At 53.7% G+C, this 12709-nt stretch carries 10 protein-coding genes; 4 read left to right on the top strand and 6 right to left on the bottom strand.

Features of this window, described 5'->3' with window-relative positions; all coding sequences use genetic code 11:
- Nucleotides 1–30: 30 nt before the first annotated feature.
- The 4 genes from FYJ60_RS03300 to FYJ60_RS03310 all read right to left on the bottom strand — a co-directional run bounded on the left by FYJ60_RS03300 (nt 31) and on the right by FYJ60_RS03310 (nt 3623).
- The gene (locus tag FYJ60_RS03300; RefSeq protein ID WP_205838941.1) at nt 31–1470 is read right to left on the bottom strand and encodes a M20/M25/M40 family metallo-hydrolase; all 1440 of its coding nucleotides are present in this window, start codon (nt 1468–1470) and stop codon (nt 31–33) included.
- Nucleotides 1467–2177 carry a hypothetical protein gene (locus FYJ60_RS12435; protein WP_205838942.1) on the bottom strand — a complete coding sequence of 237 codons (711 nt, stop codon included), beginning with the start codon at nt 2175–2177 and terminating at the stop codon, nt 1467–1469. Before FYJ60_RS12435 ends, FYJ60_RS03300 begins: the two co-directional genes overlap by 4 nt.
- 116 nt (nt 2178–2293) lie before the next feature.
- Nucleotides 2294–3034 carry a DUF5058 family protein gene (locus FYJ60_RS03305; RefSeq protein ID WP_154457156.1) on the bottom strand — a complete coding sequence of 247 codons (741 nt, stop codon included), beginning with the start codon at nt 3032–3034 and terminating at the stop codon, nt 2294–2296.
- Between the two features lie 157 nt (nt 3035–3191).
- On the bottom strand, nt 3192–3623 hold the full coding sequence (locus FYJ60_RS03310; protein WP_205838969.1) for an Lrp/AsnC family transcriptional regulator: 432 nt from the start codon (nt 3621–3623) through the stop codon (nt 3192–3194).
- Between the two features lie 519 nt (nt 3624–4142).
- On the opposite strand from FYJ60_RS03310, the gene FYJ60_RS03315 reads away from it, so the two are divergent.
- Together FYJ60_RS03315 and FYJ60_RS03320 are read left to right on the top strand one after the other, a co-directional pair.
- Nucleotides 4143–5549, top strand: coding sequence for an aspartate ammonia-lyase (locus tag FYJ60_RS03315; RefSeq protein WP_154457158.1), 1407 nt, complete (start codon nt 4143–4145; stop codon nt 5547–5549).
- A 287-nt stretch (nt 5550–5836) separates the two neighbouring features.
- Entirely contained in the window at nt 5837–8404 is a 2568-nt protein-coding gene (locus FYJ60_RS03320) for a glycoside hydrolase family 3 protein (RefSeq protein ID WP_235903303.1), read from the top strand.
- Nucleotides 8405–8466: 62 nt separating this feature from the next.
- Here FYJ60_RS03320 and FYJ60_RS03325 read toward each other — a convergent pair whose 3' ends face one another.
- Nucleotides 8467–9858, bottom strand: coding sequence for an MATE family efflux transporter (locus FYJ60_RS03325; protein ID WP_154457159.1), 1392 nt, complete (start codon nt 9856–9858; stop codon nt 8467–8469).
- 399 nt (nt 9859–10257) lie between these two features.
- Between FYJ60_RS03325 and deoD the strand changes: the two genes are divergently transcribed.
- Nucleotides 10258–10989 (top strand): purine-nucleoside phosphorylase, encoded by a 732-nt coding sequence (gene deoD / locus FYJ60_RS03330; RefSeq protein WP_154457160.1) that lies wholly within the window; start codon nt 10258–10260, stop codon nt 10987–10989.
- A 47-nt stretch (nt 10990–11036) separates the two neighbouring features.
- Nucleotides 11037–11765 (top strand): glycerophosphodiester phosphodiesterase, encoded by a 729-nt coding sequence (locus FYJ60_RS03335; RefSeq protein ID WP_154457161.1) that lies wholly within the window; start codon nt 11037–11039, stop codon nt 11763–11765.
- A 12-nt stretch (nt 11766–11777) separates the two neighbouring features.
- On the opposite strand, the gene FYJ60_RS03340 is transcribed toward FYJ60_RS03335, so the two are convergent.
- Nucleotides 11778–12644 carry a glycoside hydrolase family 25 protein gene (locus FYJ60_RS03340; RefSeq protein WP_154457162.1) on the bottom strand — a complete coding sequence of 289 codons (867 nt, stop codon included), beginning with the start codon at nt 12642–12644 and terminating at the stop codon, nt 11778–11780.
- Between the last annotated feature and the right edge of the window lie 65 nt (nt 12645–12709).

The raw sequence follows: 12709 nt of genomic DNA on the forward strand, positions 1-12709 counted from the left end.
CCGGCGGCGGGGCAGGCGGACTGCCGGTGATTATTTCTGGGCGCGGATCAGATTTTTATAAAAATCCACGCATCCCGGCAGGCAGCTGTATTCGATATTCTCATTAACGCCATGCATCCCCCGCATCTGCTCCGGGCCGTAAATAACGGGCGCGAAGCGGATCACGTTATCACAGATTTCCTGATAGAAGCGGGCATCGGTGGCACCGGTCATAACGTACGGGTTTCCGGCCATGCCGTCAAAGGTCTGTGCTATGACATCCTGAACCATGCGGAATGCATCTCCGTGAATATCAATGGGCTTTGTATAATCACTCTGATACAGGACAGACATGGACAGACCGTATTTTTCCGCCCGTTTCCGGATGATCTCCAGGCTCTCTTCCATTCCCTGATGAGGAATGAAACGCATATTAGCAGAGACGGACGCTTCCTGTGGGATAACGTTAACAGCATCGGAGCCGGACTGCATGGTGAAGGCAATGGTTGTCCGAAGCATTGCCGCGCCCTGTGCGGAAATAGCCGGCATGAGGCGGGTCAGGAGCCCTTGAAACAGCCACAGGTTCTCAAAAAGATAGCGAAGCCCAAAATTGGCATAGGGACCCAGCGTGCGGAACATGGCGGAGACCTCCGGAAGCATTTTTACGCGGAACGGATTGTGCTTCTCCACACTGTTTTCAAAGGCGGCCAGGCGGGCAATTGGAGAGCCCGGAGACGGGGCGCTTGCGTGTCCGCCGTTCCCCTTTGCGGTGAACTGCACATCGGCCTTTCCTTTTTCAAAGACGCCGACCATGGCAAAATTTCCCTTGATGCCCCCGATTGGATCGGTGATAATGCCTCCGCCTTCGTCGCAGACAAGGTACGGACGGACGCCTCGCCGTTTCAGTTCTTCGACCAGCTTCGGACATCCGTCCCCCGCCCATTCCTCTGTGCAGGAGGAGGACAGGTAGATGTCCTGTTCGGGAACATAGCCCTCAGCCAGAAGTTCTTCTGCCGCCTGGAAGAATCCCATAACGGAGCATTTTGTGTCGGATGCGCCCCGTCCCCAGACCTTCCCGTCTGCAATATCGCCGGAAAACGGGTCATGGATCCATTCTCCCTCCGCGGGAACGACATCCTGATGGCTCATCAGGACGATCGGCCTGTCGTGGTTTCGCCCCTCCCACTTGAAAAGCAGGTTTCCTTCGATTTCGGTTTTTTCCAGTTTTTGATGTACAAGCGGAAACAGCTCCTCCAGCAGCCGGTGAAAACCCAGAAACTTTTCCCGGTCATGCATTCCCTGATGAGAAGTGGTATCATACGCCACCATGCGGGAGAGCTTTCCGGCATATGTTTCCGCACGTTTTTTGTCCGGATTTGGCTTGTAATCAGAGAACTTTTTCGGAATACAGAGTGTGTGAATCAGTGCGGCGATCAGAAGTGCCGCCAGCACCAGAAAAACAGTTATTAGAATGGTCAGAAAAATTCTCATGATGATGATTTCTCCTTTCTGCCTGGATTTTTCTTTCTGTATTCCGCCCATGCCAGCAGAATGGAAAGCGCGCCGGAGGGCAGGATCATCATGCTCGTCTGAGAGGTCAGGGAAGGAAGCAGGATAAAGAGCACAGTCATAACAGCCAGCGGAATCAGCGCCAGCTTCAGATTCCGCCGGTAATACTGCCATGCCATGGCTCCGAACAGGGCGGGAACGACATTTTCAAAGGCAGGGGCAAGGACTTCGCTCTGCAAAACCGGCTGCAGGGGCTGCAGAAGCAGCACGCCAAGCGCGAGAATCAAAATCGTGACAAGTGATGATGCGGCTATGGAGAGTGTCGAGATAATTTCGTTCTCTGGGGTACCGGCCTTTGTTCCTGCAATGTCACGTGCGTTCATGGCGCAGGGGATCTTCATATTGATCAGATTTCCGGTAATAAATGCCAGGTAACCGCCGCCGGCGCCTAGCATGGGTGTGTAGACCAGAAATTCCACAACGCTGGAAACAGTCCAGATCAGGCCGACGGAGAGGAATCCCTTTGCGGCAGCGGACAGATCCGGCATGGCCTGCAGATACAGGCCGATCAGAAAAGGAGCGCCGACCAGAAGAAACAGCGTAACGGCGCTGCTTATCCTGCCGATCCGGTGGGTACTCCGGTTAAAACGCTCCACAGAAAAATTTTTAGAATTTTCTTTGTTTGTCATATCAATCATCCTTTCCCGGTTTTTACTTTTATCTTTTCAACATTGATGCGCTCCGGACCTCGGAAAGAAACTTCTGCCGGAGTGCGGGGTTCGTCTGAGGCGGCTGTCCAGCCCGACTATCCCAGGAAAACAGCGGCTGCCATTCCGATCAGCATGCTGCCGGCCACAGAGAAGTTTTCCAGCCAGCGGGCGTTTTTCTTTTCGGAAAAATAGGTAAAGATTCCCATGGAGGCAGCGGAAACCGCGGCGACAAGCAGAGGAACGGCATTTCCGCGGAAGGTAAAGGTGCCTTTGCCGGAAATAATCTCTCCTATGTAGCTTCCGATGTAGGCGCTGACCAGGCCGATAAACATGGCGGTCATTGCGGAATCTCCGAAACCGGCTCCGCTTTTCTTTGCGGCATTTTTACCGCCCAGACGGTCTGTGTAGCGTTTGTTGAAAAAAATGGAGAGGATCATGCCCCACATAATACAGATGCTCATCAGCAGCGCGATGGTGGTGAAGGCACGCGGCGTCATGTGGGAGATGGAGAGGCTTCCTATGCCGACGGCCTCGGAAGCGGCTTCTGCCACCTGTGTCTCATAGTGCAGGGCGCCGATGACGGACAGACGCAGCCAGGGCCAGGGAGTTCCCAGGCTTCCGGACAGGGCGATAACGCCCAGAAGAATGCCCACGGCGGGCAGTGCGGAAAAGGTGGCGCTGGAAGTAATGGCACGCTTCAGCACCCTTGGATCCATGCCCATGGCCTTTCCCGCGCGGTAGGAACGGACAAGAAAAATGACACACACGACGGCGACAAAAAGAATAATCAGGCCGCAGACCGCATACATAAAAGGACTGTTCAGTTTTTGAAGCATACAATACCTCCTGTAAAGTTACAGGGGCTGCCGACCGGGACAGCCCCGTCCAAATGGTTTTGTTATTTCTATTATGCATCCGCAGGCCCGGCAAAGAAACCTGTTTTCTGTCCTGCTTATGGCTGAAAAACTTCTTTTTCTTTTGCCTGCGGGCATGTCAGACGGGAACGTCCCGGTGCTCCACTGATGTGGAGAAGGCAATCAGCGTTTTGGTCTTGCCGAAGTGCTGAAGCTCGTTGATAAAGTGATCCAGTTGTTCGGTGGACTGAAAAGCTGTTTCGATCAGCATAGAGTAATCCCCGGTTACGCAGCTGCACTCGATGACATTGCCGATCTTCTGAATATAAGGATAAAACTCCTTCTTCTGGTTCGGTTCTACCTCCAGATTGATAAAGGCCTTGATGTGGTAGCCGAACTGCCGGTAGTCCACCTCTGCGTGATAGCCGCGGATCACGCCGGCCTTTTCCATCTTTTCAATGCGGGCGGAGGTGGCCGGGGAAGAAAGGAATACCTTTCTTGCGATATCCTTGACGGAAGCCCGCCCGTTTTCCAGAAGTATTTTTATTATTTTCTTATCTACCGCGTCCAGCTCCATGGTATGGCTCTCCCTTTCTGTCTGAATTTTCTTTTCCGGCGCCGGAGGAATGCTTCTGTGCCGGAACTCTCTTTTTCTCTGTTTTTCTCATGTATACTCATTTTTAAGCATAACTATATACTGAATATCAGGAATAATTAAAAATGAGTAGATTAAAAAAATAAAGTTAAAATGTTATTTAATTAAATATTTTAAGCTGAAACTCCGAAAATTCAAGGGTTCCTTTCGTTCTGCCCGAAAAATATTTACAAAGCGGCGGGATGGGTCTATCCTTCGCTCATACCGGCAGGAACACAAAAACACTAAGCGAGATTGACACAGGCCGGGCTAAGCGGAGGGATAAGTTCAGACAAGTGTAAAGCGAAATCGCAAAAGACGGATGAAACAGCGGTGCAAGGTAAAACATAAAGTAAAACTGAAAACCGCAGGAGCCAGATAAATCGGCGGCCGTGTGAGAGTTGGAAACAGAGAGCAGTCAGCAGATCAGAATCAGGAAAAGAGGAGTACAGCATCATGAGAACACGTCTGGAATCAGATTCTATCGGAACAAAAGCAGTACCGGAAAACGCCTATTACGGCGTGCAGTCCCTGCGGGCACAGGAAAATTTTCAGATTACCGGGCACCCGATGAACCCTGTTTTTCTGAAAAATCTGGCGCTGATTAAAAAAGCGGCCGCGGTTACCAATCTTGCGGCCGGAAAACTGGACGCACAGGTTGCGGAAGCGATTATAAAGGCAAGCGAAGAGGTGATGGACGGCTCCTTCCGGGAGGAATTTATTGTAGATGCTGTTCAGGGCGGCGCCGGGACAAGCGCAAACATGAACATGAATGAGGTGATCGCCAACAGAGCCTGTGAACTCCTGGGCACACGGAAGGGCGACTACAGCACGGTGCATCCGAATGATCACGTCAATATGGCGCAGTCCACCAATGACGTGATTCCGACGGCCGGCAAGCTGACGGTTCTGGATCTTCTTCAGCCTCTGGAGGGAGAATTAAAGCGGCTTCACAGCGCGCTCTTGAAAAAGTCCGATGAATTTGATGATGTCATTAAAATGGGGCGCACGCAGCTGCAGGACGCGGTTCCGATGCGCCTGGGTCAGGCGTTTCATGCCTATGCGGTTATGGCAGAACGTGACAGAAAAAGAATTTCAGACATCAGCCGTGAGATGCTGAGCGTCAATCTCGGAGGTACAGCAATCGGAACGTCCATCAATGTGTCTGAAAAGTATCTGGACAATATTGTTCCGAATCTGGCTTCGCTTTCCGGATATCCCCTTGTGCAGGCCGACGACCTGTTCGACGCGACGGAGAACCTGGACGGTTTTGTGGCTGTCTCCGGAGCATTGAAAACCTGTGCCATGGATCTTTCCAAAATGTGCAATGATCTCCGTCTCCTTTCCTCCGGACCGAAAACCGGTCTTGCGGAGATCAGCCTGCCGGCGAAACAGAATGGCTCTTCCATTATGCCGGGCAAAGTAAATCCGGTCATTCCGGAGGTTGTCACACAGGTGGCCTATCTGGTGGCCGGGCATGATGTGACCATCGCTATGGCGGCGGAAGCAGGGCAGATGGAACTGAACGCGTTTGAGCCGGTTGCCTTCTACAATCTGTTTGAGTCCATAGAGGCCATGGAGGGAGCGATCCGGACTCTGACCGACAACTGTATCGCAGGAATCCGGGCAAATCGTGCCCGCTGCCGTGCGCTGATGGAGAGCAGCGCCGGTGTTGCAACCGCCCTTTCCCCGTATCTCGGCTACAAAAAATCCGCGGAGATCGCAAAGCAGGCCGTCCGGGAGGACAGAACCGTCCGGGAAATCGTTCTTACGGATGGCCTGATGACCGAACAGGAACTGAGCCGCGTCCTGGATCCCTGGAGTATGACAGGGGTGCGCGCCGGCACCAGACAGGCCATGTAGCCCCGTCCGATTACCTGCCGCAGATCTGCCGGCCATAAGCCGACTCATGGCGCTGCGGCGGAAAACCGAAAACCTTCCGAAAATGTTGAAATACGCTAAGCAGACGCGCTATGATGATGCCAGAGCGAAAAACCATGTCCGTGGGGATGAGATGCAGAAGAGGGCTGCGGAAGCGTCCCGACTGCGGGTGTGGGATGGCTGAAACGCATGAAAACAGGAGGGGTGCGGAAGCGTCCCGCCTGCGGGCGTGGAAGGGCTGAAGCGTATGAAAACAGGAGGGTTTTAAGATGAATCACTGGGTCAGGGCGAGATTTACACCGAATCTTCCGCTGGGAAAAGACGGAAGGCGGGTGACGGCATCCGCGGAGCACCGGTCGGCGGCAAGGGAAGCCGCGAAGGAGGGAATGGTTCTCCTGAAGAATGAAAACGAGGTGCTTCCGCTGCGTCCCGGCGCAAGGGTGGCTCTTTTCGGAAAGGGAACGATTGACTATGTAAAAGGCGGCGGCGGTTCCGGAGACGTTGCTTCTCCTTATGTACACAATATTCTGGACGGCTTTCTGGCGTTAAGCGGTGAGGTATCTGTATTTCCGGACAGTGCGGAATTTTACCGGCATTATGTGCAGGAGGCATACAGCCAGGGGGGAATTCCGGGGCTTATTCCGGAACCTGAGGTTCCCGGAGACCTGCTGCAGAGAGCGGCGGCATGGACGGACACGGCGGTTGTCTCCTTCAGCCGCTATTCCGGCGAGGGGTGGGACCGCAAATCGGATTTCGGCGGCCCGGAGTATGAGCCGGAGGACGGATTTACCCATATTCATCTGGCGGACACGATTTTTCAGCACTCGGACTTTTACCTGACGGAGGCGGAGAACCGGATGCTTCAGGATGTGACCGTGCATTTTCCGAAGGTCATTGTTCTCCTGAATGTGGGTGGCATGGCAGATACGCGATGGATTCGGGACAATGACACTGTTTCCGCGGCGCTGATTACCTGGCAGGGCGGCATGGAGGGCGGTGATGCGGCGGCGGAGCTGCTGATGGGTCACGGCAGTCCTTCCGGGAAGCTGGCAGATACCTTTGCCGGAACCCTGGAGGATTATCCTTCCACAGAGGGATTTCATGCGTCGGATGGATACGTGGATTATACGGACGATATCTATGTGGGCTACCGCTATTTTGAGACCATACCGGGCGCGGCGGAAAAGGTCGTATATCCTTTCGGGTACGGTCTTTCCTATACATCCTTTGCCCTTACGGATGCGACGGGGTGGACAGAGCAGCCAGGAAAGGGTGGACAAGGGGAAGGAACGTTCTCCGCGGAGGTGCACATTTCTCTCTGTATCACCAATACCGGAAAGTATCCGGGCAAAGAGGTGGTGCAGCTTTATTACAGCGCGCCGCAGGGACTTCTGGGAAAGCCTTTGCGCGTGCTGGGAGATTACCGGAAAACGCGGCTGTTGGAACCGGGAGAAAGCCAGAGGATAGAGTTCGTGCTTCCTGCGGAGCGGATGGCCAGCTATGATGATATGGGAAAAATCTGCAAATCTGCCTGGGTGCTGGAAGCTGGAGAATATCATTTCTATGTGGGTACAGATGTGCGCGGACAGCTTCAGCCCGCCGCCGGGAGCTGCAAAGCGGCGCACAATGGCGGAGGATGCGGAAGCGCCGGGAAACCGGAGTGCCCGGACGCAGACCGGAAAGTCCTGAAAGGGGAGAAATCCGGCACGGGTGTATTTTCCTGGAATCTGGAAGAAAACGTAGTGACAAAACAGTGCAGCGCGCGGCTTGTTCCCGAAAAGCTGGAAAAGCGCATGCTGGCGGACGGATCATATGAAAAGCTTCCTCTCCGGGAGCAGTCTGATCCGGACGAAAATATTTTCACTCCGCTGAAATATCCGGAGGAGATCGAGTGCATAGCCCCGGAGGTCCGTTACCGGAAGTCCCGCCCCGCCTATCAGGCGCCGGAGTGTCCGCAGCTGGCAGATGTTGCGGAAGGGAAAATGACGCTGCAGGAGTTCATTCAGTCGCTTTCAGACGAGGATCTGACCTGGCTTCTGTCCGGAACGCCGAACACCGGCTGCGCCAATACCTTCGGATGGGGAAATCTTCCGGAATCGGGGGTTCCCAATATCATGACGGAGGACGGACCCGCGGGAGTCCGGTTTGAGGAGGAGACCGGCGTGCGTACCACGGCCTTCCCCTGCTCCACACTCCTGGCCTGCACCTGGAATCCGGATGCGGTCTACGAGGTCGGACGGGCCGGCGGAGAAGAGGCGAGGGAAAACAACATCTATGTTTGGCTTACCCCTGCCGTAAACATTCACCGGAGCCCGCTGTGCGGAAGAAATTTTGAGTATTATTCGGAGGATCCGTTCCTGGCGGGAAAACAGGCTGCGGCCATGGTGCGCGGCATACAGAGCAGCCATGTGGCGGCCTGCCTGAAGCATTTTGCGCTGAACAACAAGGAGACAAACCGCAAGAATTCCGATTCCCGCGTCTCCGAGCGTGCGGCAAGGGAAATCTATCTGAAACAGTTTGAAATTGTGATCCGGGAGGCCAATCCCTGGTCGGTCATGTCCAGCTATAACCTGATTAACGGATGCCGGGCATCGGAAAACCACGATCTTCTGACCGGAATTCTGCGGGAAGAGTGGGGATATGACGGCACGGTGACAACCGACTGGTGGGGCTGCGGAGAGCAGTACAAGGAATGCGCGGCCGGAAATGACGTGAAAATGGGCTGTGGGTTCCCGGATCGCCTGCAAAAGGCAATGGAAAAGGGGGCTGTGACTCGCAGTCAGATGGAAACAGCGGCCAGGCATATCCTGACCACCATCCTGCGGCTGGATGACTGAAAGCCCCGCGCGTCCTGTTAATAATCCTTCGTGTGTCCGTTTTCAGATTAAGGCAATGTTTTCTACGGGGCATCGTCTCCAGACAGCGGCGGATCCGGCAGACGCATAAAAAATCGGATTACAAAAGGCATGGTGATGGCTGCTGTTAGGATCTCCGCTATGCCCTGGCACCACTCCAGGCCGGTAAGCCCGAAAAGGGAGGTCAGAAGAATCACCAGCGGAATCAGCAGGATGCCGCGGCGGAGAGAGGCCATGAAGGAGGCGGTTTTCGCCTTTCCGATGGATTGAAACATCATGTCCCCGTAGACGGAGAGAGGGCTGATAAACATGCCGATGCATTGAATCCGCAGCATTTTCTCGCCAATACGGATCACCGCCGGATCGTCCCGGAACCATTCAATCAGCTGCGGGGCAAAGATCCATGCCAGGATGCTTAAAGCTGCCATCAGCAGCAGGGCGGATTTCAGGGAGTAAAGAAATCCCTCTTTTACCCGCCGGTAGATTTTGGCGCCGTAGTTAAAGGCGGAAACCGGCTGGAAGCCCTGGCCGATTCCGATGGTGACGCAGTTCAGGAACATGACAATCCGGGTGACAATGGAGACGGCTGCTACGGCGGCATCTCCGTAGACGCCGGCAAAATTATTCATCACCATGGTGGACAGGGAGTTCAGTCCCTGCCGGAGCAGGGAGGGTGTTCCCGTCATGACAATGTTGCGTATCAGGCGGCTGTTCCACACAAAATACCGGGGCGAGAAGCTGCTCTGCGTTTTTCCTCTCAGATAGGGAAGAAGCAGTATAAAAAAGCTGATGTACTGGGAGACGGCTGTGGACAGTCCTGCCCCGGCAATTCCCATGTGCAGAACCCGGATCAGAAAGGCGTCTCCGAAAATATTCAGGATACCGCCGCTTGTCAGTCCGATCATGGCATAAAAGGCCTTTCCCTCGTAGCGAAGGATATTATTCATGACGCAGGAGGATGTCAGCGCGGGTCCCGCGATCAGGATATAAAAGGCGTAATCTCTGGCATAGGGAAGAATCGTTTCGGTGCTCCCCAGAAGGCGCATCAGCGGATTCATAAAAATAAGTCCCAGAACCATGACAAGTGTTCCGGCGCCGATGGAAAGATAGAAGCTGTCGGCGCTGAAGTTCCGTGCGTGTTCTACGTTTCTGGCTCCAAGGAGGCGGGAGATGTTGCTTCCGGCCCCGTGGCCGAACATAAAACCGAAGGCCTGCAGAATTGCCATCAGACCGAAAACTACGCCGGTCGCCCCGGACGCGCTTGTCCCGATTCCGCTGACAAACCAGGTATCTGCCATATTGTAGATATTTGTCACCAGCATAGAGACGATTGTCGGAAGAGACAGGGACAAGATCAGCCTGCTGACTGGTTCCTGTGTCATTTTTCTATACTGCTCCTCCATGGCTGATAGTTCTTGTTTTTCATCTGATTCCATTGCTGTTACTTCCATTTCCCGTAAAGTTCTTTTTTATATTTCTTTTATGTCGGATGCCGCGGCGGCGCCCGGATTTCTCCTGCTTTTATAGCTTTCACCGTTATTTTAGCAGAAAAAGCAGCTTTAAGCCATGGAGACTGCTGAAGCGTATTTCTGCTGTCAGACATTTCACCGACGGTTTTTCGGCGGTGCGCAGGAATCCGCGGCGAAATGTTTTCCGACACTCTGGAATATGGTAAGATAGGTACGGTTCTCCGGTCCTGTCGGACGGGAGAACGGAACCATTGTGGATCGGTTACAAACACTGCAGGCGCCGGGAAAGTTCGGATATTTCGGATGCCTTCCGCATGGGAAAAGTCTGCAGAACAGAATGACAGGAAAAACAAGGAGGTCTTACTTATGGGAACACCATCACCATCCGCCTGTATGGAAATCAAAGACGGAACACATGTTGCAAAGGTTGTGCTGATGCCGGGGGATCCGCTCCGCGCGAAATATGTGGCGGAAACGTATCTGGAGCATCCGGTCGTTTTTAATGACGTCCGCAATATGCTGGGTTTTACCGGAACCTACGAGGGTAAAGAGGTCTCGGTTATGGGAAGCGGAATGGGAATTCCGTCCATCGGACTTTATTCACATGAGCTGTTTCATTTCTTTGGCGTCGAGGGGATCATCCGGATCGGAAGCGCCGGCGGCGTCGGTGAAAAGGTGAATGTCCGGGACGTTGTGCTTGCCATGAGCGCGACGACGAATTCTGCCTATCCTTCCCGCTACGGTCTGCCGGGACAGCTTGCCCCCACGGCGGACTGGGAGATGCTGCGCACAGCCGCGGACATCGCGGATGAAATGGGTGTAAAGACGGCTGTTGGCAGCGTGTATTCCTCCGACTACTTCTACTATCCGGACCCGGAGGTCAGCGAAAAAGAGCGGAAGGCCGGACTTCTGGCTGTGGAGATGGAGACGGCCGGACTGTATACAGAGGCCATGTACGCGGGAAAGAAGGCGCTGAGCATCCTGCAGGTGTCCGATCATCTGTTTAAGCCGGATCACCTTACGCCGGATGAGATCCGAACATCCTTCCATGAGATGATGGAAATCGCTCTGAAAACGGCGGTCCGCATACAGGGCTGACAGGCGGCAGGAACAGCATAGCAGGCAAAAAACGGAGGCATAAAAAAATGAGCAAACCGTTGGTATGGGCGCACAGAGGCGCCAGCGGATACGCGCCGGAAAATACACTCCCGGCCTTTCAGAGAGCGGCGGATCTGGGGGCGGACGGCGTAGAGCTGGATGTCCAGCTGACAAAGGACGGGGAGATTGTAGTCTGCCACGACGAGCAGATTGACAGGACCGCAAGCGCAAAGGGCTGGATAAAGGATTATACGCTGGAAGAGCTTAAAAAAATGGATTTCTGCTGCGGGCAGATGGCTTACGAGGGCGTGCAGATTCCCACCATGCAGGAGGTGTTTGATCTGCTGAAGCCGACCGGGCTGACCATCAATATCGAGCTGAAGACCGGGGAAATCTTTTACCCGGGGCTGGAGCGCAGAATTGTGGAGCTTACCCGTGAAAACGGGTGGATGGACCGGGTGATTTTTTCTTCCTTCAACCATTATTCCATCATGGAAATCCAGAAGCTTGCGCCGGAGGCAAAGACAGGGTTCCTGTATGCGGACGGCACGCTGGACATGCCGGAATACGGCAGAGATCACCATGTCAATGCCCTGCATCCGGCTCTTTACAATCTGCAGTACCCGGATTACATGAAGAAATGCAGAGAATTCGGTCTGGACGTCAATGTATGGACGGTCAACCGGGATGAATGGCTGAAGATGTGCTGCGACTTCGGTGTCCACGCCATTATTACCAATTATCCGGATAAGGCAAGAAAGATCATTGACGGCTGAATCCGGGGCCGATCAGGAGACACTGTTGGCGGGGGTCAGGGCAATATTCATGTCCACATCCCCGTCAATGCCATCTACCGTTCCCGTGTTCGAGTACTGCCAGTAGTCAAACCGGTAGGTGGAGGACGGGGTGGTCTCATAGCTGCTGTACCAGATCGGCAGGTTCTCCAGCCTGCTCATGTTCAGGATCAGAAGCTCCCATTGCAGGTTGGCATACAGCATGGGCGTGTACCCCGCGTCCGCAATCTTCAGACTGAATGCCTGTATATTAGAGGTAAACTGCTCTCCGGACACGTTGTCCGTCCTTGCGGCGTCATCCGAAATATTTTCCACATCATAAGTGACGGGAAGATCCAGCGTTCTCCCGTCCAGCTTCTTTAGAACAAAGTCAGCTTCTTCTTCTGCTTCTGTCTCGTTGACAGCCTGGGAGAAGAAGTAAACGCCGACCTTCAGCCCCGCTTTTCTGGCATTTTTATAATTTTCTTCAAAATTGGCATCTTCCTGCAGCGTGCCCTCCGTGCCATAGCCGCGGTAGCCGATCCGCAGAAACACAAAGTCAATGCCGTCAGACCTCACCTTATTCCAGTCCACGGAACCGTTGTGTTCGGAGACATCAATTCCGGTACTGTAGGAGTAAGAGCCGGTATCGGTGTAGATCATTCTTCCGTTTTCCAGTACGAACGCGGCCTTGTTATAGTCGTTGTACAGGTGGGAAGAACCGGATACAAACAGCTGGGAAGCGGCAGAGGATGCCAGATTTCCAACTGCCGTTTTGGTCCGCCGGTTTACGGACAGCAGAATACATATCAATACAAGGATGCCGACGGGTATCAGCAGATACCGCCGGCTCCGTCTGGATGATTTTTTTCTTCTTTTCATAAATCTGTGAATTCCCTGTTACATAATGACCTATATTATTACACGAAAGAGCGGGAATGCGCAAT

Origin of the sequence: Bilifractor porci (assembly GCF_009696005.1) — a bacterium.
In the GTDB taxonomy this organism is placed as follows: domain Bacteria; phylum Bacillota; class Clostridia; order Lachnospirales; family Lachnospiraceae; genus Bilifractor; species Bilifractor porci.

Bases quoted from the DNA above. Each gene is read 5' to 3' on its own strand.
- FYJ60_RS03315 (WP_154457158.1), top strand. From the start codon at position 4,143: ATGAGAACACGTCTGGAATCAGATTCTATCGGAACAAAAGCAGTACCG.
- FYJ60_RS12435 (WP_205838942.1), bottom strand. From the start codon at position 2,177: ATGACAAACAAAGAAAATTCTAAAAATTTTTCTGTGGAGCGTTTTAAC.
- FYJ60_RS03325 (WP_154457159.1), bottom strand. From the start codon at position 9,858: ATGGAATCAGATGAAAAACAAGAACTATCAGCCATGGAGGAGCAGTAT.
- FYJ60_RS03300 (WP_205838941.1), bottom strand. From the start codon at position 1,470: ATGAGAATTTTTCTGACCATTCTAATAACTGTTTTTCTGGTGCTGGCG.
- FYJ60_RS03335 (WP_154457161.1), top strand. From the start codon at position 11,037: ATGAGCAAACCGTTGGTATGGGCGCACAGAGGCGCCAGCGGATACGCG.
- deoD (WP_154457160.1), top strand. From the start codon at position 10,258: ATGGGAACACCATCACCATCCGCCTGTATGGAAATCAAAGACGGAACA.
- FYJ60_RS03305 (WP_154457156.1), bottom strand. From the start codon at position 3,034: ATGCTTCAAAAACTGAACAGTCCTTTTATGTATGCGGTCTGCGGCCTG.
- FYJ60_RS03320 (WP_235903303.1), top strand. From the start codon at position 5,837: ATGAATCACTGGGTCAGGGCGAGATTTACACCGAATCTTCCGCTGGGA.
- FYJ60_RS03340 (WP_154457162.1), bottom strand. From the start codon at position 12,644: ATGAAAAGAAGAAAAAAATCATCCAGACGGAGCCGGCGGTATCTGCTG.